The following is a 22,889-nucleotide window of genomic DNA, read 5'->3' as shown; positions in this document are numbered from 1 at the left end:
CCGCGCCGCATGTCGTGCCGCTTGTCGCCGCCATCCGGGGCCGGTAAAGGCCCGAGGAACCGGCCAGGCCTGCCTGTCCGGGCAATATTGGCCCATGGTGATCTTGGGGGACTAAATGGACGCGATTGTCAGCGCCGAGTGGCTGAAGGGCGAACTGGAAAAAAGCGACGTGCGCGTCGTCGATGCAAGCCTGTTCCTGCCGGAACATGGCCGCAACGCCCGTGCCGAGTTCGAGGCCGCGCATATTCCCGGCGCCGTCTTCCTGGATCTCGAGGAAGTGGCCGACGCCTCGTCGGGTCTGCCCTTCATGCTGCCGAAGCCGGAAAAATTCGCTTCCCGCGCGCAGGCGATGGGCCTGGGCGACGGTTCGCGCATCATCGTCTACGACAATTCACCCCTGAAATCCGCCGCGCGGGCCTGGTGGATGTTCCATGTGTTCGGCGCCCATCAGGTCGCCGTTCTGAATGGCGGGCTCGAGGCCTGGAAGGCCGCCAGCGGCGCGCTGGAAAGCGGCAAGCCGGTCGTGCGCCACCGCCACTTCACCGTCTGGGCCGATTTCTCCGGCGTGCGCGATCTCGATGCGATGCGCGAAAATCTGAAGTCGGGCGCGGCGCAGGTCGTCGATGCCCGTTCGGCCGCCCGCTTTGCCGGCAGCGAACCGGAAGCGCGGCCGGGTGTCCGCCCCGGCCACATGCCCGGCGCGAAGAGCCTTCCGCACACGAACCTCTACAACGCCGACGGCACGCTGAAGGATGCAGCCGGGCTGAAGGCCGCCTTCGCCGACGCCGGCGTCGATCCGGAAAAGCCGCTGATCGCCACCTGCGGTTCCGGCGTCACCGCCGCCAGCATCGTGCTGGCCGCCACCGTTCTGGGCGTCAAGGCGCCGGCGCTCTATGACGGCAGCTGGGCGGAATGGGGCGCGCAGGCCGATACGCCGGTCGTGACGGGGGCTTGAGCGGGCCGGACAAGCCCGAAACCTGGGCCTCGGCCGCCGGGCGGCGGCCGGAATGGACGCAGAATCGCGAGGGCACGGGCGGGATCGTGAACCCGCCCGTCTGGCGGGCGTCCACGATCCTCTATCCCACCATCGCGGACATGGACGCGGCCAATCTCGCACAGGATGAAACCCTGTTCTATGGCCGCAAGGGCACCCCCACCACCTGGGCCCTGCGCGAAGCGCTGACCGGCCTCGAACCCGGCGCGGCCGGCACCATGCTCTATCCCTCGGGCGTGGCAGCGATCGCGGGCGCGATCCTGTCGGTCGCGAAGCCCGGCAGCCATATCCTCCTGCCCGACAGCGCCTATGATCCCACCACGCTGATGGGACAGGGGCTGCTGAAACGGCTGGGCGTGGATGCCCAGCCCTACGACCCGCTGATCGGCGGCGCCATTTCCGCCCTGTTCCGCCCCGAAACCGCGCTGGTCCTGCTCGAATCGCCCGGCTCCCTCACGTTCGAGGTGCAGGACGTGCCCGCCATCACGGCCGCCGCCCGGGCCGCCGGAATTCCCACCCTGCTCGACAACACATGGGCCGCCAGCCATGTCTTCAAGGGAATCGCCGCCGGCTGCGACATGGTCGTCCAGGCGCTCACCAAATATGTCGGCGGTCATTCCGACGTGATGATGGGCGCCGTTTCCGCCACGGCCGAACATTTTCCCCGCCTGCGCAACACCGCCTGGCAGCTTGGCCAGTGCGTATCCGGGGATGAAGCGGCGCTGGCGCTGCGCGGCTTCCGCACGCTGCCCGTCCGCATGGCGCGCCACGAACAGTCCGCGCTGAAGATCGCGCACTGGCTGAAGGCGCATCCGCTTGTGGACCGCGTGCTGCACCCCGCCTTCCCCGACTGCCCCGGCCACGAGGTCTGGAAGCGGGATTTTTCCGGCAGCTCCGGCCTGTTCGGCGTCGTCCTCAACACCGGCTCCCGCGCGGATGCGCCCCTGTTCTTCGACGGTCTGCGCCACTTCGGCATCGGCTTCTCCTGGGGCGGCTTTGAAAGCCTCGCCATCCCCACCAGCCCGGAAAAAATTCGCAGACTCAACAGTTTCAAGCCGTCCGGCCTCAGCCTAAGATTGTCTGTCGGGCTGGAGGATCCGGATGATCTGATCGCGGATCTGTCCGCAGCGCTCGACAGGCTGGGGAGACTGGAATGACCGACATCGCATCCCTTTATCGCGACACAGATGCCGTGGGCCTCGCGCAGCTGGTGAAGAAGGGGGATGTCACGGCAGGGGAATTGCTCCAGGTTGCGATCGACCGGGCGACGGCCACCCAGCCGCTGCTGAACTTCATGGCGCAGGATTGCGCGGACCGCGCGCAGGCGCAGCTTTCCAGGCCGCTGCCCGATTCGCCGCTCGCGGGGGTTCCCTTTCTGGTGAAGGATCTGGGCATCGACATCGCCGGGGTCCGCACCGGATCGGGCAGCCGCTACCTCGATCATATCGCCGCCACCAGCTCGCTCTTCATCGATCGCGCCGATGCCGCTGGCCTCATCACCTTCGGCAAGACGACGACGCCGGAACTTGGCCTCACCGTCACCACGGAATCGCTGGCCCACGGCATCACCCGAAATCCGTGGAACACCGCAAAGACGACGGGCGGCTCCTCTGGCGGGGCGGCCGCGGCCGTGGCCGCAGGTGTGGTTCCGCTGGCGCAGGCGTCGGATGGCGGCGGCTCCGTGCGGGTGCCCGCCAGCTGCTGCGGCCTCCTCGGCCTCAAGACATCGCGTGGCCGCATCCCGCTCGGGCCGGGCAAGGTGGAGGACTGGAACGGCCTGTCCGGCATCGGCCCCATCAGCCGCTCCGTCCGCGACGCCGCCGCATTCCTCGATGTTTTCGCGCATCCCGCCTCGGGGGACCGGGTCCGCCCCGCCGTTCCCGAAGGCGGCTGGCTCGCCGCCCTCCAGCGCAGGCTGCCCCGCCTGGATATCGGCCTGATGACATACCCCTACGGCGGCGAACATGTCGATCCGGATGTGCATGGCGCCGTGCATGATGCCGCCCTGCTGCTGGGCCACAGGGGCCACCGCGTCCGCGAAGCCCGGCCCGATGTCGACTGGCCGGCGCTGATGGCCGCGAACGTCACCAATATCGCCATCTGCACCGCGCGCACCCTTTCGACCCACGCGGCCCTCGTCGGCCATGAAGCCACGCCGGATTCGATCGAGAAGATCACCGCCATGTGGCGCCACATCGCCGCCGGTCGCAGCGGCGAAGACCTTCAGGCGGCCATCGCAACCTTCGAATCCGCCGCCATCGCCGTCGACGGTTTTTTCGAAAGCCATGATCTGCTGCTCAGCCCCACGCTTGCCAAACCCCCCATCGATCTCGGCATCCTCGATCTGGACCAGGACAGCCCGGCCGAGTTCGGCGCCGAATTCTCCGCCTTCAGCCCCTACGCCTCGCTGGCCAACATCAGCGGCTGTCCAGCCATCAGCCTGCCGCTGGGCACCAGCCACGATCATCTGCCCGTCGGCGTGATGCTGATGGCCCCCTTCGGCAGGGAGGATCTGCTGCTGCAAGTCGCGGCCGAACTGGAAATCGAAGCGCCCTGGGCGGGGCGGCGCCCGCATATCTGAGGGCGCGCGCCGTTCCGCCAGCCTACTGCTTCACACGCAGCATCAACGGCGCGAACGCCCCGGACTGGCTCAGTTCCGCCTGGCCCGTGCGCGTCAGTTCCAGCGCCGCCACGAACGAGGAGGCAATGGTGGAGCGCGTCAGCTGCGGGTCTTCGGTGGCGGGCAGGAATTTCGCCAGATCGGTCCAGTCCAGTGCGGTGCCGATCAGGCCCGAAAGTCGCTGCAGCGCTTCTTCCAGCGTGCAGATCGCGCCCCGGTTGTGGGGGGTCCAGGGGCCGGGCTTCGGCCGCTGGTTCAGCGCGCCATAGGCCTGCAGCAGATCATACAGCGTCGCATCCCACTGCGATTGGCGGATGGTGCGCAGGCCTTCGGGCCTGCCGCGCGCGAACACGTCGCGGCCCAGAAGGTCGCGCCGCATCAGCCGGTCGGCGGCGTCGCGCATGGCTTCCAGTCGCTGCAGGCGCCAGCGTAGCCGTTCGGCCAGGATGTTCGGGTCCGGATCGGGCTGCTCCTCCCGCGGCAGAAGCAGCGCGGATTTCAGATAGGCAAGCCAGGCCGCCATCACCAGATAATCGGCCGCGATCTCCAGCCGCAGGGCGCGGGCCTTGCGGATATGCTCCAGATACTGCTCCACCAGCGGCAGGATCGGGATCTTCGCCAGGTCGATCTTCTGGTGGCGCGCCAGGTTCAGCAGAAGGTCCAGCGGGCCTTCCCAGCTCTCGAACGAGACGATCAGCGTCTCAGGGGGCGGCGTGGTCCGCGGTGGATCCTCCGCGAACGGCCCGGTCATGCCGCGGCCAGAAGCGCGTCGCGTTTCGCGGCCAGTTCCGTGACCGTGCCCGAAGGCGCCATCGTCCAGCGCATCGCGCGCGCCAGCCGTTCGGCCGCCGCTCCGGAAATCGGCCCCAGCGCGTCGGCGACCTCCCGCATCTCTGCGAAGTCGCCCGAACAGTGCAGCGCGATGTCGCAACCGGCGGCGATCACGCCTGTCGCGCGGCCGCCCATGCTGTTGCCACCCGGCTGCAGGCCCAGCGCCTGCATGCCGAGATCGTCCGACATCAGCAGATTGTCGAAGCCGATGGCGCCCCGGATGATGTCGCGGATGATCGTGGGGGAAAGCGAGGCGCAGAAGGTCTCGTCCCAGGCCGGATAAAGGATGTGCGCCGTCATGGCCATCGGCGCATCGGCCAGCCGCCGGAAGGGGATCAGGTCGGTTTCCAGTTCCGCCGCGCTCGCCGCCACGGTCGGCAGCGCCAGGTGCGAATCGAGCGTTCCCCGCCCATGGCCGGGGATGTGCTTCACCACGCCGACGCAGCCGCCGGCCTTCAGCCCGTCCAGCGTGGCGCGGCCGAGCGAGGCGACCATCGCCGGATCGCTGCCATAGCTGCGGTCGCCGATCACCTCGTGCATGCCGTCCGCCTTCACATCCAGCAGCGGCAGGCAATCGACGTTGATGCCCAGTTCCGCCAGCATCACGCCCAGCGCCTGGGCATTGGCGCGCGCGGCGGCCATCGCCGTCAGCGGGGCCTTTGCGAACGCCTCCCCGAACACCACGGGCGGCGGGAACTCGGGCCAGTGCGGGGGCCGCAGCCGGGCGACGCGCCCGCCTTCCTGATCGATCAGGATCGGCACGTCGGGATTGCCGGAAAGGTCGCGCAGCGAATCGGTCAGCGCCCGAACCTGCGCGGGCGTGTCGATGTTGCGCCGGAAGAGGATGTAGCCCGCAGGCGCGCAGGCGCCGAACAGTGCGCGCTCGTCGGGGGAAAGCTCGGTGCCGGCCAGGCCGAAGAAGGCGGGGATCATGCCGCCCACATGCCGTTCAGCCCCCCAACAGGCAAGCCCGGCACAGACGGATTCCGTGGCCGATCAGGATCAGTGCAAGAATGCCGGTCACGCCCCATGTGCCCAGAATGCCCAGCACGCGCGCCGCGTTGGGGGAAGGCATCGCCATCCCGATCGGGTGGATCAGCCGGGCGATCACCAGCACCACCGCCATCGCCACCAGATACCAGGGCTGGCCCAGAGCCCGTTCGGCCAGCCCCAGCAGGATCAGCGCGATCGGTATCGTCTCCACGGCATTGCCATGGGCGCGGATGCGCTGTTCCAGCAGCGGGTTGCCGCCGTCGCCCAGCGAAACATGCGCGCTGCGCCGGATGGCGGAGACGCGCAGGCCCAGCGCTACGATCAGCAGGCCGAGAAGCCCGGCGGTCAACATGGTCAGCTGCATGTCCGATTCTCCCCCGGCGGGCGCACGCCTCTTGCCTTTTCGCGATTTTTGGCTAAGACCGCGCGCTCGATTCCCAACTGTCCGGGCGGTTCGGGCGCGCAGGATTGTGCGCTTCCCGCCCATTTGATTGAAGAAGGTGCCTCATGGCCGTCCCCAAGCGCAAGACCTCGCCTTCCCGGCGCAACATGCGGCGCAGCCACCACGCCCTCGTCGCGGTGCAGCCCCAGGAATGCTCCAACTGCGGCGAGCTGAAGCTGAACCACCACATCTGCCCGGCCTGCGGCTTCTACGACGGCCGCGAAGTCATCGCGTCGGAAGACTGATCGGCGGATCAGGGGAACAGCCCGCGAAACCGCGCTTGAAGCCCCGCCCCGCCATGGCTAGTCACGCCGCGTGACTGCAGAAAAGAAACAGAAGCGCCCGCTCATTGCCCTTGATGCAATGGGTGGTGATGTCGGCCCCGAAGTCGTGATCGGCGGGGCCGAACTCGCGCGTGAGCGATACCCCGAGATTCGCTTCCGACTGTTCGGGCAGGAAGCCGCGATCCGCGCCGCGCTCGCCCAGGCGCCCCGCCTCGCCGCGGAAGCCGAAATCGTCCATGTCGATGGTGTCGTCCTCGGCACCGACAAGCCCGGCCAGGCCATTCGCCGCGCGAAATCCACCTCGATGGGGCTCGCGATCGAAGCGGTGAAGTCGGGGGAGGCACAGGCCGCCGTCTCGGCCGGCAACACCGGCGCACTGATGGCGATGGCCAAGCTGGCGCTGCGCACCATGCCCGATATCGAACGGCCCGCGCTCGTCGCCCTGATGCCCACGCTGAAAAGCGATTCGGTCGTGCTCGATCTGGGCGCGAACACCGAATGCGATGCCGAAAACCTGGTGCAGTTTGCCGTGATGGGCGCCGCCTTCGCCCGCACCGTGCTGGGACTGGATCGGCCCAAGGTCGCCTTCCTCAACATCGGCGAGGAAGACATGAAGGGCACGGAAGCCATCCGGGATGCCGCCGCCCTGATCCGCACGGCCGCCGTCAATCTGCCGCTGGAATTCCTGGGCAATGTCGAAGGAAACGGAATTGCCCAGGGCAACACCGACGTGATCGTGACCGACGGCTTTTCCGGGAACATCGCCCTGAAAACGGCGGAGGGAACCGCCAAGCTGGTAACGGGGCTTCTGGCGAACGCCTATCGCGCCTCGCTGCTCACGAAGATCGGTTATCTCTTCTCCCGCTCCGCCCTGCGCGCGCTCCGGGATCAGCTGGATCCCAACAACCACAATGGCGCAGTCTTCCTGGGCCTGAACGGGGTCGTGGTGAAAAGCCATGGCGGCGCGAACATCAAGGGTTTCGCCAACGCCATCGGCGTCGCCCATGATCTGGTCACGCAGGATATCAATGCCCGGATCCGTCAGGATCTCGCGAATTTCGCCGCCCACAGGCCCGCGCCCCGCCCCGGCGCGGGCCCGGCGGCCGACGCGGCCTGACCGCCATGGCCCGTCGCTCCGTCATCACCGGCACCGGCAGCGCGCTGCCGCCTGAAACCGTCACCAACGCCGATCTCGCGGCCCGCCTGGACACGTCCGACGAATGGATCGTCGAACGCACCGGCATCCGTGAACGGCGGATCGCCGCGCCCGGCGTCAAGACATCCGATCTCGCCACGGCGGCGGCACAGGCCGCCCTGCAGGCAGCGGGCGTCAAGGCGGCCGACATCGATCTGGTGATCGTCGCCACCGCCACGCCGGATCAGACCTTCCCGGCCACCGCCACCACGGTGCAGGCCCGGCTCGGCATCCGGCAGGGCGCGGCCTTCGATGTCGCGGCGGTCTGCTCGGGTTTCGTCTATGCGCTGACGGTCGCGGATGCGATGCTCCGTACCGGGGCGCACCATCGCGCGCTGGTGATCGGCGCGGAACTTTTCAGCCACATCCTTGATTGGGAAGACCGCACCACGGCCGTCCTCTTCGGCGATGGTGCCGGCGCCGTCGTCCTCGAAGCGCAGGAAACGGATGCGCGCGGGGTGCTGGCGGCGCGGCTGCACGCAGACGGCCGGCACAACGACCTGCTGTTCGTGGATGGTGGTCCTGGTTCCACCGGCACCGTCGGCAAGCTGCGCATGAAAGGGCGAGAGGTGTTCCGCCACGCGGTCACCAACCTTGCATCGGTCACGGAGGAAGTCCTTCACGACGCAGGGCTTTCTGCACAGGACATCGACTGGATCGTGCCCCACCAGGCGAATGCGCGCATCCTTGAGGCGACGGCCAAGAAGCTGGGCCTGCCGATGGAACGGGTGGTGATGACGGTGGGCAGCCATGCCAACACGTCGGCCGCCTCGGTTCCGCTGGCGCTGGACACCGCCATGCGCGACGGCCGGATCAAGCCCGGCGACCTCTGTCTGCTGGAAGCGATGGGCGGCGGATTCACCTGGGGCGCGGTGCTGATCCGGGCCTGATCCTGCCGGCGGCGGATCGGCCTGTCGTCGCTCCGGGGCGCCATGCCCCGTTGCCATTGTGACGAAGCATTTCACGAGACTGTAAGGGCTTTCGCCAAGTCACGCTTTTGATTAGCATTCCTTTTCAAGGCTGGTCTTGTCCGAGTCGTTTGGATTCGATTGTCAGGTGTCGGGGGGTCGAATGGCGCAATCCCAGAAATCGGTACCGACGCTCACGCGGGCGGATCTGGCGGATGAACTGCACCGCACCATCGGGCTTTCGCGCGCGGAATCGGCCGATCTTGTCGAACAGGTTCTGGATACCATCGGCGAAGCGCTGCTCAAGGGCGGCAACGTCAAGCTCTCCTCCTTCGGCAGCTTCATCCTTCGCAAGAAGGGGCTGCGTGTCGGCCGCAACCCCAAGACCGGGGTGGAGGTTCCGATCCAGCCGCGCACCGTTCTCACCTTCCGGCCCAGCCAGCTGCTCCGGCAGAAGATCAACGATTGATGGCGCCTCCTGCTGAAACCGATGCGCCGGGCAAGGATCCGGCGGCCTTCCGCACCATTCGTGAAGTGTCGGAACTTCTCGGTGTGCCCCAGCATGTGCTGCGTTTCTGGGAAACCCGTTTCCCCGAACTGAAGCCGCTGCAGCGCGGCGGCAACCGCCGTTACTATCGCCCCGGCGACGTCGCCTTCGCCGCCGCGCTTCACAAGCTCCTCCACCAGGATGGCTACACCGTGAAGGGTGTGCGCAAGCTGATCACCGATCATGGCGCCTCGAACCTCGTGGCACTCGCCAACGGGGAACCGGTCGCGCCGCGCGGCCGTGGCCGCCCGGCCGCGGCGCCCGTCATCGCCATGGTCCCGCAACCAACGGCCGAGCCGGAGGTTGCCCCTGCATCAGGCCCCACGCCGGGCCCTGCACCGGCGCCGGCCCCTTCGCCCGCGTTGCTGACGGAACTGCTGGTCCTGCGCGACCGCCTCGCCGCCGCACTCGCGGCCTGACCGGCACAACGCCCGCCGGCTTGCCGCCGCCGGCGGCTGCCCCCATAAACAGGGCGTGAAAGCAGTTGCGGTCTTCTCCATCAAGGGTGGCGTCGGCAAGTCGGCGGCAGCGGTCAATCTCGCCCATGCCGCAGCCACCGCCGGCGGACGGCGCACCCTGCTCTGGGATCTGGATTCGCAGGGCGCCGCCACATGGCTCCTTCAGCGGGAAGCGGCGGCCGGCCGGAAGGCGCGCGCCGCGCTTGCCGGGGAACAGGCCCTGTCCGGGCTGGTGCTGCACACCGATTTCCCCAACCTCCACATCCTCCCCGCCGATCGGTCGCTGCGCCGGCTCGAAGGCGATCTCGCCCGGTCCGACAAGGAAAAGCAGCTGAGGAAGCAGCTGAAGGCCTTCACCGAAAGCTATGATCGCATCCTGATCGATTGCCCGCCGGGGCTGTCGGAACTGGCCGTGCGCATCTTCCATGCGGTCGATCTGATCGTTCTTCCCGTGATCCCGACCCCGCTGTCGGAACGCGCTGCCGCCCAGTTACAGGACGAACTGGCCCTCGGGGGTTTCAACAGGCCGAAACTGCTCCCGGTGTGGAGCATGGTCGATGCCCGCCGCAAGCTGCACCGGCAGACCGTCGCGACCCATCCGGACTGGCCACAGATCCCCTATTCCAGCACGGTCGAGCAGATGGCGGTTCATCGCGCCCCCGTCGCCGCATTCCAGCCCACCGGCGCGCCCGCGCGCGCTTTCGCGGCGCTCTGGGCGCAGGTCGAAGCGGCGCTGCTGCGCTAGCGATCCGGCGCCAGCGGGATGGTCACCCGAGCCCGCAGGCCGCCGCCGTCGCGGTTGGACAGCGTCACGTCGCCGCCATGCGCCCGCGCGATGGATCTGACCAGCGCCAGCCCCAGGCCAGTCCCGCCCGTCTCGCGGCTGCGGGAGCGCTCCAGCCGGTAGAAGGGCTCGAACACCCGTTCCAGCTCGCTTTCAGGGATCCCCGGCCCCCTGTCGTCGATATCGACAACGGCCATTCCGCCATCGCGCCAGGCCCGCACGCGCACGTCCGCGCCATAGGTCTCGCCATTCTCCATCAGGTTCGTCAGCAGCCGCTTCAGCTCCCCGGGGTCGCCGTCCACCACCAGCATGTCCGATGCCTCGGCCGTCACCTTGCGTCCCGTCATCGCCAGATCGTCCGCCGCCTGCTCGGCGAGAGAGGCCAGATCCAGCCGCTGTCGGCTGGCCGGCTGGTTGTCGGCCCGGGCCAGGCTCAGGGTGGAGCGTACCATCGCCTCCATCTCGGCCACGTCGCCCGCCAGCCGCGCCCTGTCGGCTTCGGGCAGGGATTCCAGCCGGAAGGCCAGGCGGGTCAGCGGTGTCCTCAGGTCATGCGCGATCGCGCCCAGCATCTGCGTCCGGTCGGTCACATAGGCCTGCAGGCGCTGCTGCATCTGCTGGAAGGCCTGCGCTGCGCGTTCGATCTCGGCCGGTCCGTCCACGCCGGGCGGCGTCGCGCGCGGGTCGCGGCCCAGCTTTTCGGCGGCGTCCGCAAAGCGCTCGAACGGGTCGGCCAGCCGGCGGGCGAAGATCCAGGCGATCGGCAGCATGGCCAGCGCGCTCAGCAGGAACAGAAGCAGGAACTGCCGTTCCCGTGTCGCGAGCAGCCGCTGGTCGCGCGGCTCGGCCAGAAGCCAGCCGTCCCGCTCCCGCACGGCCACGCGGAAATGCCCCTGAATGGCCGAAACCGGTTCGCCGCCGGCCCTGGGGTAGAGTTCCAGGAACTTCCGCCCCTGCACGTCAGACATGTCCAGCGCCACTTCCGCCGGTATCCGCCCGATCAGGCCGGCAAGCTCCGCCTCCACCCGCTGCGCGCCGGGCCCGGCCGTCGCCGGCTGGAATGGGGCAACGGGCAAGCGCTGGAACGTCAGCGCCTTGTCGTTCCGGGTCAGGATCGCCTCGGCCAGCGCGGTCACCGGCACCGTGCGCGGCGGATCGGGCGGCAGCAGCGCCAGAAGCACCAGGTTGATCAGCTGCGCGATGGCGACTGTGGCCAGCACCAGCGCGAAGATCTGCGTGAACAGGCTGCTCGGCACGTCGCGCGCGGCGCGGCCGCGCGGCGAGCCGTCCTGTGCTTCCCGCGAACCGCTCAGCGGTCCGTCCACCTGTTCCCGTGAACCGCTCAGCGGCGCACCTTTCCTCCTGCGTGAACCGCTCCGCGGCGCACCTTGTCCATTCGTGAACCGCTCCGCGGCGCACCTTCTCCTTGCGTGAACCGCTAGCGGCGCACGACCTTCGGCGTGAACATATAGCCTTCGTTGCGCACTGTCCGGATCAGTTCCTCGCGGTTCTTCACCGCGCCGTCCAGCTTGCGGCGCAGGCGGCTGATCTGCACGTCGATCGATCGGTCATAGCTGTCCGCATCTCGGCCGCGCGCCTGCTCCAGCAGTTCCTCGCGCGCCAGCGGCTGCTGCGGCCGCTCGACGAATACGCGCAGCAGAGAGAATTCGCCGTCCGAAAGCGCGATCAGCACATTCTCGGGCGAGGTCAGTTCGCGCCGCACCAGATCCAGCCGCCAGCCGTCGAACTCGGCCACCACGCCCGCCGCCGGTTCCGCCCCCGGCTCCTGCCTGCGGCGCAGCACGGCACGGATGCGCGCCAGCAGTTCGCGCGGGTTGCAGGGCTTGGGCAGATAATCGTCCGCGCCCACTTCCAGCCCCACGATCCGGTCGCTGTCCTCCCCCATGGCCGACAGCATGATCAGCCCCGGGCCACCCGGCGTGGACAGGCGGCGGGCGATCTCCAGCCCATGTTCGCCCGGCATCATCAGGTCCAGCACCACCAGATCGAACGGGGTCGCCGCCTCGGCAATGGCGCGGTCCATGGAACTGCCGTCCTCCGCTGTCGTCACAGAATATCCATGGCGGCCCAGAAAGTCCGAAACCAGATTTCGGATCCCGGGATCATCATCCACCACGAGGATATTCGGCATATGCGGCGCCCTTTTCGATACGTATGGCGACAATCCCTAGCGCGTGGCGCGTTGCCGCAAAAGCCTTCCCGTCCGGCTGATTGCTTGACTTGACCGGAAGGCCGGGGGAAGTCTGGAACTAGGTGCGTAGGGGTTCGCAAGTGCCGAAGAAAGTATTTGTTTGCCACGCTTGCTGATTGCCGCCCTGCTTCTCCTTTCGGCCGTGCCGGCTCAGGCCGCCCAGCCGGCGGCCCGCCCGGATTATGCGGCGGCGGGCCTGCGCCAGCCCGGTTGCGCCGATGCCCGGATTGCCGATCGGCTGCTCACCCTGTCCGATCTGCTCGATATCGCGCTCTGCCGCGCACCGGCCACCAGCGCGGCCTGGGCCAGCGTCCGCGCCGCCGCCGCCCGCGAAGCACAGGTCAGGGCCGGCTACGGCCCGTCGCTGTCCGCGGCCCTTGGGCCGGATGTCAGCGCCAGCCGTCGCTGGGGCGCGGGCTTCCCCGCCACCACCGACAGCAGCGCATCCGCAACAGCCCAGCTCTCCCTCCAGTGGCTGCTGTTCGATTTCGGCGGCCGGCAGGCCGCGCTCGCCGGGGCTGAGGCCGCGCGGGCGGCCGCGCTCGCCACGTTCGCGGGCGCCGCTCAGGATGTCGTCCAGGAAACCGCGCTCGCCTACAATGGCTATGTTTCCGCAAAGGCCTCGGCAAAGGCTGCCGACGCCAGCGTCGCCTTTGCCGAAGCCAGCCTGGCCGCCGCCACGGCGCGGGAAAAGGCCGGCGTCGCCATCAAGTCGGATCGGCTGCAAGCCGATGCCGCCTTCGCCCGCGCCCTGCTGGAACAGCGCCAGGCCAGGGGCACACTGGAAACCCAGCGCGGGCGGCTGCTCACAGCCCTGTCCCAGCCGCCCGATGGCGCGATCGATGTCGCGGAACCCGCGCCCGCGAACAGCGCCATCTCGCGCGCATCGGCCCGCGCCCTGCTGGAAGAAGCCGCGCGGCTCCGCCCCGATCTCCGCCTGCAGGCCGCAACGCTCGAATCCGCCCGGGCGGCGGTGGCGCAGGCACAGGCCGCTCGCCGCCCCAGCGTCTCGATGGGGGCGGGCCCCAGCCTCTCTGTCGGCACCCAGGGCCAGGACAGCGCCATCGCAACAGCCGGCGTCACCCTGTCGATCCCGCTGTTCAACAGCGGCGGGCGCACGGCGGCCCTGCGCGAGGCTGAGGCCGAGCGCGACCGGGCGGAAGCAAATCTTGCCCTCGCGGGCCAGCAGGCCGCGCTGGAAGTCTGGGGCCGCTATCAGGATCTGGAAACGGCCAGCGCCAATCTCGAAACCGCCCGCCGCCTGCTCGTCAGCGCGGAAGAGGCGGCGACCCTCGCCCAGGGCCGCTACAAGGCCGGGCTTGCCGGAATCACCGAACTGCTCGACGCGCAGTCGAGCCTGATCAGCGCGCGGCAGCAGATGGTTCTGGCCGATCTGCAACTGCGTGCGTCGGAACTGCAACTTGCCCGCTCGGTCGGCACTGTCGGAGATGCGCTGGAATGACGCTCCCCAAATTCACCGCTGGGCGGATTTTCGGCATCGCCCTGCTTCTCGCCGCGGTTGCGGCCGCGATCTGGTTCTTCGCCTTCCGCAACCGGGAAGAAGCGGAACGGTTCCAGACGGCTGCCGTTGAAATGGGCAACCTCACCGAAGTCATCAGCGCCAATGGCACCATCAATCCCGTGCGGGTGGTGAATGTCGGCTCACAGGTATCGGGCACCGTCCAGAAGCTCTACGCCGACTACAACGACAAGGTCACGGCGGGCCAGGTGCTGCTGGAACTGGATCCGCAGCTGTTCAAGGCGCGACTCGCCCAGTCCGAAGGGGCGCTCGCCAATGCCCGCGCCCAGGCTGCGCTGTCGCAGGCGAACGCCAGCCGTGCGGCCCAGCTGCGGCGGCAGGATTTCATCAGCCAGCAGGATTATGAAACCGCGCTCGCCACCGCCCGGTCGCAGGCCGCGCAGGTGGCGTCCGCCCAGGCTGCGGCGGATCAGGATCGCGCCAATCTCGGCTTCTCCATCATCCGCGCGCCGGTCTCGGGCGTCATTGTCAGCCGCTCGGTGGACGTGGGGCAGACGGTGGCGGCCTCGTTCCAGACGCCCACGCTCTTCACCATCGCCCAGGATCTGACGGACATGCAGATCGAGGCGCTTGTGGCCGAAGCCGACGTGGCGCGCGTGAAGGTGGGCCAGAAGGTCAGCTTCACCGTCGACGCCTATGGCACGCGTCAGTTCGCCGGCACCGTCAGCCAGGTCCGCCTGAACCCCACCACGCAACAGAATGTCGTCACCTTCACGGTGATCGTCGCCGTGCCCAACCCGGATGGCGCGCTGCTGCCGGGGATGACGGTGAACGCCAGTTTCCTCGTGCGCCAGTATGACAATGTGCTGCTGATCCCCAACGCCGCGATGAGCTGGAAGCCCGCGAACTGGAACCGTCAGCAGCAGCCCCGGCCCCTGCCCGACGAGGAGAAGCTGCCGGGATATGGCACCACCATCTTCGTGGCGGGCGCGAAGGGCGAACCCGAAGCCCGCCGCATCCGCGTCGGCGCGGCCGACAACGACAGGAGCGTGGTGCTCGGTGGCCAGCTGAAGGCCGGCGAACGGGTGATCACGGGCGACGTGAAGCCGTCGGACGGCGCCCGGCCGTCCGGCCCGCCGCCCGCCTGATGGGCGCCGTCCCCGTCATCGACGTGCGCAACGTCGTCAAGGATTTCCCCTCGGAAGCCGGCGTCTTCCGGGCGCTGCACGGCGTCTCGATGACGGTGATGGAAGGCGAACTGCTCTCGATCGTCGGGCCTTCGGGCTCGGGCAAGTCCACGCTGATGAACATCATCGGCTGCCTCGATAGCCTGACGGAAGGGCAGTATCTGTTCGACGGGCGCGACATCTCGGCCTTCGAGGAGTCTGAGCTTGCGCATCTGCGCAACAATTCGATCGGCTTCGTCTTTCAGCAGTTCAACCTGCTGCCGCGGCTCTCGGCCCGGCAGAATGTGGGCCTGCCGCTGGTCTATGCAGGCCGGTCCCGCGCCGAGCGCGACGCCAAGGCGGAACAGTTGCTCGGGCTCGTGGGCCTTGCCGGCAAGGAACGCTCGCGCCCGATGCAGCTCTCGGGCGGGCAGCAGCAGCGTGTCGCCATCGCCCGCGCGCTCGCCAATGATCCCCGCCTGCTGCTCGCCGACGAGCCCACGGGTGCGCTCGACACGAAGACCGGGCGCGAAGTGCTGGACATGTTCCGCCGTCTGAACCGCGAACGCGGCGTCACGGCCATCATCGTCACCCATGATCCGGGTGTCGCGGCCTCGACTGACAGGATGGTCCGGATCCACGACGGCCGCATCACCTATGATGGCCCCCCTACGCCCGAAGCGCTGGCGGGCGCAGGGCGCCAGGTCGCCGCCGACGGGGCAGGCGCCTGATGCTCGGCCCCATGCTCGCAGAGGCCTGGAGCGCCCTTCTGGCGAACCGCCTGCGGTCGATGCTCACCATGCTGGGCATGATCATCGGCGTCGCCGCGGTGATCGTGATGCTGGCGATCGGCAACGGCGTGCAGGCCTATATCGAACGGCAGATCTCCTCGCTCGGCACAAATCTCCTCATCGTGAATGCGGGCGCCGCCCGCTCCGGTGGCGGCTTCGCACAGGGAATTGGCACCGCGCCGACACTCACCCTCGACGATGCCGATGCCATTGGCCGGCTGGCCGGCGTCGGGGCGGCCGCCCCCGTTTCCGCCTTTTCCACCCAGGTCGTCGCGGGCCCGGCAAACTGGCTCACCTCGGTCACCGCCTCCACCCCGGCCTGGTTTCAGGTGCAGGATTGGTTCCCTGATCAGGGCCGCGCCTTCACGGACATGGAAAACCGACAGGCCGCCCGTGTCGCGGTGCTGGGCCAGAAGGCGGCGGACGAACTGTTCGGCGCCAACGATCCGATCGGCCGGCAGGTGCGCGTGCGCGGGATCAGCTTCACCGTGATCGGGATCCTGCCGTCGAAGGGCCAGGGCATCGGCGGCGCCGACCGGGACGACACGATTGTGCTGCCCCTCAACTCCGCCCAGCGCATGGTCCAGGGCGGCGGCGCCTTCCGTCGTTCCGTCCGCACGATCATGATCACGGTGGAGCGGCAGGACGAGCTCGAATCTGTGCAGGAGCAGATCACCCAGTTGCTCCGCCGTCGTCACCGCCTTGCGCCGTCCGCCGTCGACGATTTCAACATCACCAATGTTTCCGCCCTGGGCGACACGTTCAAGCAAACCACCGGGGCCCTTTCACTGCTGCTGGGCGCCATCGGCGGCATCAGCCTCGTCGTCGGCGGCATCGGCATCATGAACATCATGCTGGTCAGCGTCACGGAACGCACGCGGGAAATCGGCATCCGCATGGCGATCGGCGCGCCACGCGGCGCGATCCGGCTTCAGTTCCTGCTGGAAGCGCTGATGCTCAGCCTCGCGGGGTGCCTGGCCGGGGTGATCATCGGCAGCAGTCTCAGCCTGTTCATCAGCCGCTTCCTCCCGTTCCCCACGGTGATCTCGCCGGGTTCGGTGGTGATCGCATTCGCCATCTCGGCCGGCATCGGCATCTTCTTCGGCTGGTGGCCCGCCACCCGCGCCGCAAAGCTCAGCCCGATCGAGGCCCTCAGAAGCTGACGCTGCCCACCGTCACTTCGTGGCGGCGGCGTCCGGCTCCGTCTTCACCCGGCAGGTGCGCAGCGTCGTCGCCTTGGCGGGATCGTCGATTTCCTTGAAGGGCGCCTGCTGCAGCTGCACGCTGCCATCCGGCTGTTCCCACCAGGCAAGGCCCATGCCCGGCTCAAGCCCATATTGGGTGGTATAGCGCGTGCCGGGCGTGGCGTCCGTGGGCGTCAGGGTGAAATCGTCGCCCCGGATGACCAGTGCGACATCGGGCTTGCCCTGGGCATTGGTGCCGTAGATCGCCGTGATCGGCAGATCCTTCTCGCAGGTATAGGCGACAGTCCGGATCGCCTTGGCGAGGCTGGGCGCAGCGGGTGCCGCGGTTTCGGCCTTGGGTGCTTCCTCTGCCTTCTGGCCGCAGGCGGCCAGAACCAGCAGCGCGGAAAGGGTCAGGATCTGCTTCATGCCTTCAGCGCCTTCTCGATCGCGCCCGTCAGCTGCGGGCTGGTGGGTTCCACCTTGCTGTTGAAGCCGCCAATCGGCTTTCCGTCCCGGCCGATCAGGATCTTGTGGAAGTTCCACTTCGGCTCATTCTCGACCGGAAGCTGCGACTTCGCCCAGCGATAGAGGGGGATGGCCTTGTCGCCCTTCACATGCGCTTTCTCGGCCATTGGGAAGCTGATCCCGAACTTCGTCTCGCAGAAATCCTTGATCTTCCCGTTGTCGTCATATTCCTGGGACATGAAATCCCCCGAAGGAACGCCGATCACCGTGAAGCCCTTCGCCTGATAGGCCTGTTGAAGCTTCTGCAACCCTTCATACTGGGGCGTATATCCGCAGAAGCTGGCGGTGTTCACCAGCAACAGCACCTTCCCCTTGTAGGCCGACAGCGGCATGGGCTTGCCGTCGATCCTGGTCAGGGTGAAATCATGGGCGGTCTTCGCGGCTGGCGCCACCGGAACCGGCGGCCTGGAAGGGGTCTGCGCGCGGGTTGCGGAAACGACCATTCCGCCGGCGGCCAGAAGCACGCCCGCGCTGAGGATGGGAAGCCAGATGCGCATGAGAGACCTTCGTTAAGGATATTCCATCAGCGATACTCCAACTGGCGAATCGCTGCAACGCCTGCTCTTTGCCCCCCGGCCCTTTGGCGCTAGGGAGACTGCGCAATGAAAAAGCTCACAGGACAGGACAGGGCCATCACCCGCGGCTGGCGCCCGGCCACGCAACTCGTGCGCGGCGGCACCGCGCGCAGCAATTACGGCGAAACGTCCGAGGCGATCTTCCTCACGTCGGGCTACTGCTACGACAACGCCGAGGAAGCCGCCGCCCGCTTCCGGGGCGAGGCGAAGGGCATGACCTATTCGCGCCTGCAGAACCCCACGGTGGAAATGCTGGAGGAACGCCTCGCCCTGCTTGAGGGCGCGGAAGCCTGCCGCGTGTCCGCCAGCGGTATGGCGGCGATGTCGGCGATGCTGATGTCCACCCTGTCGGCGGGCGATCACCTGATCGCGGGCCGCGCCGCCTTCGGCTCCTGCCGCGTGCTGGTCGATACCATCCTGCCCCGCTTCGGCATCGAAACCACCGTCGTCGACGGCCGCGACACCGATGCCTTCGCCCGGGCCATGCGCCCGAACACAAAGGCGGTGTTCCTGGAATCGCCCGCCAACCCCACGCTCGACATCGTGGACATCCCCGCCGTCTCGGCCATCGCCCATGATGCGGGCGCACTGGTGATGGTCGACAACGCCTTCGCCTCCCCAATCGTGCAGCGCCCGCTGGAACTGGGTGCCGACATCGTCGCCTATTCCGCCACAAAGCTGATGGACGGGCAGGGGCGCGTTCTGGCCGGCGCGGTGATGGGCCCGGAAGAGTGGATGGAGAAGACCTATCTCGCCTTCACCCGCCACACCGGCCCCGTCCTCAGCGCCTTCAATGCCTGGGTGCTGCTGAAAAGCCTGGAAACGCTGGATCTGCGTGTGCAGCGCGCCTGCCAGAATGCGCTGAAGGTCGCCCGCTTCCTCGAAGCGCGCGCGCCCGGCACCCTCTATCCCGGCCTCGAAAGCCACCCGCAGCACGCGCTGGCGATGGCGCAGATGTCGGCAGGCGGCACCATCATCGCCCTCCATCTGGCTGGCGGCCGCCCGCAGGCCCATGGCCTGCTCGACGCGTTGAAGCTGATCGACATCTCCAACAACCTCGGCGACAGCCGCACCCTGATGACGCACCCGGCCTCCACTACCCATGCCAGCATGGCGGAAGCCGCGCGGCTGGAAATGGGCATCAGCGAAGGCACGCTCCGCCTGTCGGTCGGGCTGGAAGATGCAGACGATCTGATCGAGGATCTCGATCAGGCACTCAGGGCCATCGGGCTTTGAACGCGCGCGTCCCTGAAAGCGGGCCACCCGCATGAGCCTGCCGGGCCTCTTCACGGCAAATGCCACCACGGAAGGCATCACGGTCCGCGTGCAGCCGCGTTACGCCGGCGACCAGTCCGATCCCGAAAACGGCCACTGGGTCTGGCACTATCACATCCGCGTCGAAAACGGCTCCGGGATGGAAGTGCAGCTGATCGACCGGCACTGGATCATCATCGACGGGCATGGCGCCCGCCGCGACGTGATGGGCGAAGGGGTCGTCGGCGAACAGCCCGTGATCGCGCCCGGCGGCAGCTACGACTATGTCTCGGGCTGCCCGCTCGCCACGCCGATGGGGCATATGCAGGGCCGTTTCGGCATGATCGACGGTGGCGGCCGCCGTTTCGAAGTGGAAATTCCCGGCTTCGATCTCCTCTCGCCCGATTCAAGGGGGGCGGCCAACTGATGAAGCGTTCGCTCCTTCCGCTCAACGCGCTGCGCGTGTTCGACGCCGCTGCCCGCTCGCTCTCTTTCACCCGGGCGGCCGACGAACTGGCCGTAACCCCCGCCGCCGTCGGCCAGCAGATCCGCGCGCTGGAGGAAACGCTGGGCGTCATCCTGTTCCGTCGCACCGCGCGCGGGCTGGAACTCACGCCCGAAGCGGCCCGCGCGCTGCCCCATCTGCGCGCCGGCTTCTCCGCCTTCGAGGAATCCGTCTCCGCCCTCCAGGAAGGGCAGGGCGCAGCCCGCCTCTCCCTCGGCTGCGCGCGCGGCGCCATTCGCCACTGGCTGATGCCCCGCCTCGCGGGCTGGCTTCAGCAGAACCCCGAAGCCAGCGTGCAGGTGGTCGCGCTCGACAGTCCCGTCGATTTTGCCCAGGCCAACCTCGATCTCGCGCTCAGCTTCGGCCCCGCCCCGGATGCCGAAGGCGTGTTCGGCCGCAAGCTGGCGGATGAACAGCTCGTCACCGTGGCCGCCCCCGGGGCCCCGCCCCGCGCCCTTGGCTGGCGCACCATGGAAGGCCCCGCAGCCGCCCTGCCGGATGCCGGCCAGGCGCTCGACTGGGCCATCGCCGGCCTTGGCGAAGCCCAGGTGCCCCTCACCCTCGCCGCCGCCGCCCTCGCCGCCGGCCAGCTGGAAGAACGCGCCGGTCGCGTGCCGACGGACGACGCCTACTGGCTGTGCGCCCCGGCGCCCCAGTGGAAAAGCGCCAAGGTGAAGGCGCTGGTGGAACAGCTGCTGGCATAGGCGGGCAGGGCCGTCCCGCTCGGCGGCGACCAAAACACCCGCCCGGCAGGCGGGGCTAGATCTTCTCCGCCACCCGGATCGCGGCCCGGCATCCCGCGCGCACAAGGGCCGACATCAGCGGATAGGCGGGTGCTTCCTCGGCGCCATGCGCGATGGCGCTGTCGCGATGTTCCACTTCCTCCGCCTGAAAGTCCGCGATCATCCCTTCCAGTTCCGGGTCGTCGCCCGCAAGCGCTTCGCGCTGCGCCTGATAATGGCGGTCGATCTCGGTCTCCACGGCGGCGGTCACGGCCATCGCCGCCTTCGGCCCCACCAGCGCGGATGCCGCGCCCAGCGCGAAACCGGCCACATGCCACAGGGGCATCAGCAGGGTGGGGCGCACGCCCCGTTCCGCGATCAGCCGGTTGAAGGCCGCCAGATGCGATTCCTCCTGCGCGGCCATGCGCGCGATTTCGCCCGAATAGGCATGGCGGTTGCCGATCACCGCCATCTGCCCGACATAGATCCGCTTCGCGCCATATTCCCCGGCCTGATCCACCCGGATCATCGCTTTCGTGTCGGGGGCAGGGTCTCCGGCCAGCCGGGTCATGTCTTTCTCCGCGTGAAGATCAGGATGAAGGCCCCGCACAAGGCAGCGCCCGCCGAAACAAGCGCATTCCATCCTGCCATGGAAACGCCCAGAAGGCTCCAGGGGATTTCGTCGCAGCGCACCAGCGGCGTCTTCATCAGCGTGTCCAGCATCTCCGCAGTGGACATGCCCGCCGAAACCGGCGCGGTGCAGGCCGTGACACCCTGCCACCACTTCTGCTCGACGCCCGCGTGGAACAGGCCAAGCCCCGCGGCAGCCACCATCGCCAGCACCGCCAGCCATCCGGCCGCCCGGTTGCCCGTGATCAGCGCAAGGCCCGCAACGGCCAGCACCGCCAGATGCGCGTGGCGCTGCCAGTAACACATCTCGCAGGGGGCAAGGCCGCCCAGAAACTGGAAGCCCAGTGCCCCCAGCAGAAGCGATCCCGAAACCGCGAACAGCAGCCAGGCGGCCTGGCGCACCCTTGCGGCCTCCGTCATTTCGTGGCGGACGCCACCTGCGCCGGGGCCACCGGCCGTGCGCCAAGGCGGGAAACCAGCTTCACCGCATAATCCATCTGGAAGTCGGTGATGCCCTGCTTCTTCAGCTCGTCGGCGGTCATGCGGAAGCGGGGATCGGGCTTGCCGTCGTCCTCGATCAGCTTGTCGTCGGCCTTCTTCTCCGCCACCAGGTGATTGCGCAGATCGGCCTCGCGCAGGCGCGGCCTGTCGTTTCGGCTCGCATCCGTCAGCTGCGGCACCAGGATATCCGGGTCGATGCCGGCTTCCTGCACCGAACGGCCGGCCGGGGTATAATAGCGCGCCGTGGTCAGCCGCAGGCCGGTTTCCGGGCCCAGCGGGATCAGAGTCTGCACGCTGCCCTTGCCGAAGCTGCGCTGCCCCAGCACGATGGCGCGCCTCTGGTCCTGCAGGGCGCCCGCCACGATTTCCGCAGCCGATGCAGAGCCTTCGTCCACCAGCACCACGATCGGCTTGCCGCCCGTCAGGTCGTCGGATCGGGCGTAATAGCGCTCGATATCCTCCTTCGTGCGGCCACGCTGGCTCACGATCTCGCCGCGCTCCAGGAAGGTGTCGGTCACCTCGATCGCCTGGTCCAGAAGGCCGCCGGGGTTCGATCGCAGGTCGATCACATAGCCGGCTGCATCCGGGCCCAGCTTCTTCGAAAGCTCGGTCACCGCCTGTCTCGTCGCCTCACCCGTCTGCCGGTTGAAGCTGGCGATGCGGATCACGCCCACATTGCCCTTCGCCTCCCAGCGCACGGGGCGCACCCGGATCACTTCGCGCGTCAGGTTGAAGGTCAGCGGCTTCGTTTCCCCGGGCCGCACCACCGTCAGCTTCACGGAGGTGCCCGGCGCGCCGCGCATCCGGTCCACCGCCTCGTTCAGGGTGGAGCCGAAGATCAGTTCGTCATTGATATGGGTGATGAAATCGCCCGCCTTGATCCCCGCGCGCGCGGCCGGGGTTTCGTCGGTCGGGGAAACCACGCGGACAGCGCCGTCCTCGGAACTCACCGTCAGGCCCAGTCCGCCATATTCGCCGTCGGTCTGGCTGCGCATGTTCTGGCTGGCGCGCGCATCCAGATAGGAACTGTGCGGGTCCAGGCTTGCCAGCATCCCGTTGATCGCGCCCTCGATCAGCTTCCGGTCGTCCACCTGGTCGACATAGGCTTCGCGAACCTTCAGGAACACGTCCATCAGCGTATCCAGTTCGCGCCAGGTTTCATTCCCGCGCGCGGCGTTCACGGCCGTCGGCAGCGTCAGCGCCAGAATGGCGCCCGCAGTTCCGGCAAGAAGCGTGTGTACAATCGGCTTCATCGGCACACTTTCCCGGGCTTGGGATCCGGCGC

Annotated in this window: 26 protein-coding genes; 16 read left to right on the top strand and 10 right to left on the bottom strand. The window is 68.2% G+C overall.

The annotated features are described in order from the left end of the window. Positions 1–115: 115 nt before the first annotated feature. The 3 genes from sseA to ACW9TV_RS01080 are packed head-to-tail and all read left to right on the top strand — an operon-like array spanning position 116 to position 3,575. Entirely contained in the window at positions 116–955 is an 840-nt protein-coding gene (gene sseA / locus ACW9TV_RS01090) for a 3-mercaptopyruvate sulfurtransferase (protein ID WP_494304024.1), read from the top strand. After that, on the top strand, positions 913–2,151 hold the full coding sequence (gene metC, locus ACW9TV_RS01085; RefSeq protein ID WP_494304023.1) for a cystathionine beta-lyase: 1,239 nt from the start codon (positions 913–915) through the stop codon (positions 2,149–2,151). Before sseA ends, metC begins: the two co-directional genes overlap by 43 nt. After that, positions 2,148–3,575 carry an amidase gene (locus ACW9TV_RS01080; RefSeq protein ID WP_494304022.1) on the top strand — a complete coding sequence of 476 codons (1,428 nt, stop codon included), beginning with the start codon at positions 2,148–2,150 and terminating at the stop codon, positions 3,573–3,575. The genes metC and ACW9TV_RS01080 overlap by 4 nt, the downstream gene beginning before the upstream one ends. Before the next feature lie 22 nt (positions 3,576–3,597). On the opposite strand, the gene ACW9TV_RS01075 is transcribed toward ACW9TV_RS01080, so the two are convergent. Genes ACW9TV_RS01075 through ACW9TV_RS01065 form a run of 3 tightly spaced genes read right to left on the bottom strand, consistent with a single transcriptional unit; the run spans position 3,598 to position 5,802 of the window. Then, positions 3,598–4,365 (bottom strand): segregation and condensation protein A, encoded by a 768-nt coding sequence (locus ACW9TV_RS01075; RefSeq protein WP_494304021.1) that lies wholly within the window; start codon positions 4,363–4,365, stop codon positions 3,598–3,600. Further along, the gene (locus tag ACW9TV_RS01070) at positions 4,362–5,378 is read right to left on the bottom strand and encodes a glycoside hydrolase family 3 N-terminal domain-containing protein (RefSeq protein ID WP_494304020.1); all 1,017 of its coding nucleotides are present in this window, start codon (positions 5,376–5,378) and stop codon (positions 4,362–4,364) included. The genes ACW9TV_RS01075 and ACW9TV_RS01070 overlap by 4 nt, the downstream gene beginning before the upstream one ends. A 16-nt stretch (positions 5,379–5,394) precedes the next feature. Further along, entirely contained in the window at positions 5,395–5,802 is a 408-nt protein-coding gene (locus tag ACW9TV_RS01065) for an MAPEG family protein (protein ID WP_494304019.1), read from the bottom strand. A gap of 143 nt (positions 5,803–5,945) precedes the next feature. On the opposite strand from ACW9TV_RS01065, the gene rpmF reads away from it, so the two are divergent. From rpmF to ACW9TV_RS01035, 6 genes are all read left to right on the top strand, one after another. Then, entirely contained in the window at positions 5,946–6,125 is a 180-nt protein-coding gene (rpmF, locus tag ACW9TV_RS01060; RefSeq protein WP_494304018.1) for a 50S ribosomal protein L32, read from the top strand. Positions 6,126–6,243: 118 nt separating this feature from the next. Next, positions 6,244–7,281 (top strand): phosphate acyltransferase PlsX, encoded by a 1,038-nt coding sequence (gene plsX, locus ACW9TV_RS01055; protein WP_494305008.1) that lies wholly within the window; start codon positions 6,244–6,246, stop codon positions 7,279–7,281. A 5-nt stretch (positions 7,282–7,286) separates the two neighbouring features. Continuing rightward, the gene (locus ACW9TV_RS01050) at positions 7,287–8,249 is read left to right on the top strand and encodes a beta-ketoacyl-ACP synthase III (protein ID WP_494304017.1); all 963 of its coding nucleotides are present in this window, start codon (positions 7,287–7,289) and stop codon (positions 8,247–8,249) included. Between the two features lie 181 nt (positions 8,250–8,430). After that, the gene (locus tag ACW9TV_RS01045; protein ID WP_494304016.1) at positions 8,431–8,736 is read left to right on the top strand and encodes an integration host factor subunit alpha; all 306 of its coding nucleotides are present in this window, start codon (positions 8,431–8,433) and stop codon (positions 8,734–8,736) included. Next, positions 8,736–9,233, top strand: a complete 498-nt coding sequence (locus ACW9TV_RS01040; protein WP_494304015.1) for a MerR family transcriptional regulator — start codon at positions 8,736–8,738, stop codon at positions 9,231–9,233. Before ACW9TV_RS01045 ends, ACW9TV_RS01040 begins: the two co-directional genes overlap by 1 nt. A gap of 55 nt (positions 9,234–9,288) precedes the next feature. Then, positions 9,289–10,017 carry a ParA family protein gene (locus ACW9TV_RS01035; protein WP_494304014.1) on the top strand — a complete coding sequence of 243 codons (729 nt, stop codon included), beginning with the start codon at positions 9,289–9,291 and terminating at the stop codon, positions 10,015–10,017. On the opposite strand, the gene ACW9TV_RS01030 is transcribed toward ACW9TV_RS01035, so the two are convergent. Both ACW9TV_RS01030 and ACW9TV_RS01025 read right to left on the bottom strand, forming a co-directional pair. Continuing rightward, on the bottom strand, positions 10,014–11,381 hold the full coding sequence (locus ACW9TV_RS01030; protein WP_494304013.1) for a sensor histidine kinase: 1,368 nt from the start codon (positions 11,379–11,381) through the stop codon (positions 10,014–10,016). The two genes, ACW9TV_RS01035 and ACW9TV_RS01030, sit on opposite strands and share 4 nt — an antisense overlap. A gap of 113 nt (positions 11,382–11,494) precedes the next feature. Beyond that, complete coding sequence (locus tag ACW9TV_RS01025) at positions 11,495–12,208, bottom strand: response regulator (protein ID WP_494304012.1); 714 nt, start codon at positions 12,206–12,208, stop codon at positions 11,495–11,497. A 169-nt stretch (positions 12,209–12,377) separates the two neighbouring features. Between ACW9TV_RS01025 and ACW9TV_RS01020 the strand changes: the two genes are divergently transcribed. From ACW9TV_RS01020 to ACW9TV_RS01005, 4 genes are read left to right on the top strand one after another with little or no spacing between them, the layout of a single operon-like run. Further along, entirely contained in the window at positions 12,378–13,730 is a 1,353-nt protein-coding gene (locus ACW9TV_RS01020) for a TolC family protein (protein ID WP_494304011.1), read from the top strand. Next, positions 13,727–14,896, top strand: coding sequence for an efflux RND transporter periplasmic adaptor subunit (locus ACW9TV_RS01015; RefSeq protein WP_494304010.1), 1,170 nt, complete (start codon positions 13,727–13,729; stop codon positions 14,894–14,896). Before ACW9TV_RS01020 ends, ACW9TV_RS01015 begins: the two co-directional genes overlap by 4 nt. Next, positions 14,896–15,645, top strand: coding sequence for an ABC transporter ATP-binding protein (locus ACW9TV_RS01010; protein ID WP_494304009.1), 750 nt, complete (start codon positions 14,896–14,898; stop codon positions 15,643–15,645). Before ACW9TV_RS01015 ends, ACW9TV_RS01010 begins: the two co-directional genes overlap by 1 nt. Continuing rightward, positions 15,645–16,868 carry an ABC transporter permease gene (locus tag ACW9TV_RS01005; RefSeq protein ID WP_494304008.1) on the top strand — a complete coding sequence of 408 codons (1,224 nt, stop codon included), beginning with the start codon at positions 15,645–15,647 and terminating at the stop codon, positions 16,866–16,868. Before ACW9TV_RS01010 ends, ACW9TV_RS01005 begins: the two co-directional genes overlap by 1 nt. 12 nt (positions 16,869–16,880) lie before the next feature. On the opposite strand, the gene ACW9TV_RS01000 is transcribed toward ACW9TV_RS01005, so the two are convergent. Both ACW9TV_RS01000 and ACW9TV_RS00995 read right to left on the bottom strand, forming a co-directional pair. Then, positions 16,881–17,318: an MliC family protein gene (locus ACW9TV_RS01000; protein WP_494304007.1), complete on the bottom strand. Its 438-nt coding sequence runs from the start codon at positions 17,316–17,318 to the stop codon at positions 16,881–16,883. Further along, on the bottom strand, positions 17,315–17,914 hold the full coding sequence (locus ACW9TV_RS00995; RefSeq protein WP_494304006.1) for a glutathione peroxidase: 600 nt from the start codon (positions 17,912–17,914) through the stop codon (positions 17,315–17,317). Before ACW9TV_RS00995 ends, ACW9TV_RS01000 begins: the two co-directional genes overlap by 4 nt. A 105-nt stretch (positions 17,915–18,019) precedes the next feature. On the opposite strand from ACW9TV_RS00995, the gene metZ reads away from it, so the two are divergent. Genes metZ through ACW9TV_RS00980 form a run of 3 tightly spaced genes read left to right on the top strand, consistent with a single transcriptional unit; the run spans position 18,020 to position 20,455 of the window. Beyond that, on the top strand, positions 18,020–19,228 hold the full coding sequence (gene metZ, locus ACW9TV_RS00990) for an O-succinylhomoserine sulfhydrylase (protein ID WP_494304005.1): 1,209 nt from the start codon (positions 18,020–18,022) through the stop codon (positions 19,226–19,228). Positions 19,229–19,265: 37 nt separating this feature from the next. After that, a complete protein-coding gene (gene apaG, locus ACW9TV_RS00985) occupies positions 19,266–19,673 on the top strand; it encodes a Co2+/Mg2+ efflux facilitator ApaG/CorD (RefSeq protein ID WP_494305007.1) in 408 nt (135 codons plus the stop codon). Beyond that, the gene (locus ACW9TV_RS00980; protein WP_494304004.1) at positions 19,673–20,455 is read left to right on the top strand and encodes a LysR family transcriptional regulator; all 783 of its coding nucleotides are present in this window, start codon (positions 19,673–19,675) and stop codon (positions 20,453–20,455) included. Before apaG ends, ACW9TV_RS00980 begins: the two co-directional genes overlap by 1 nt. Positions 20,456–20,510: 55 nt before the next feature. Here the strand turns inward: ACW9TV_RS00980 and ACW9TV_RS00975 are convergent, their stop codons facing one another. The 3 genes from ACW9TV_RS00975 to ACW9TV_RS00965 are packed head-to-tail and all read right to left on the bottom strand — an operon-like array spanning position 20,511 to position 22,857. Beyond that, entirely contained in the window at positions 20,511–21,044 is a 534-nt protein-coding gene (locus ACW9TV_RS00975; protein ID WP_494304003.1) for a demethoxyubiquinone hydroxylase family protein, read from the bottom strand. Then, positions 21,041–21,523, bottom strand: a complete 483-nt coding sequence (locus tag ACW9TV_RS00970; protein ID WP_494304002.1) for a disulfide bond formation protein B — start codon at positions 21,521–21,523, stop codon at positions 21,041–21,043. Before ACW9TV_RS00970 ends, ACW9TV_RS00975 begins: the two co-directional genes overlap by 4 nt. After that, positions 21,520–22,857 (bottom strand): S41 family peptidase, encoded by a 1,338-nt coding sequence (locus ACW9TV_RS00965; RefSeq protein WP_494304001.1) that lies wholly within the window; start codon positions 22,855–22,857, stop codon positions 21,520–21,522. The genes ACW9TV_RS00970 and ACW9TV_RS00965 overlap by 4 nt, the downstream gene beginning before the upstream one ends. Between the last annotated feature and the right edge of the window lie 32 nt (positions 22,858–22,889).

This window comes from Sandaracinobacter sp. T42, assembly GCF_059115405.1.
This window is presented reverse-complemented; position numbering and strand designations above follow the sequence as displayed.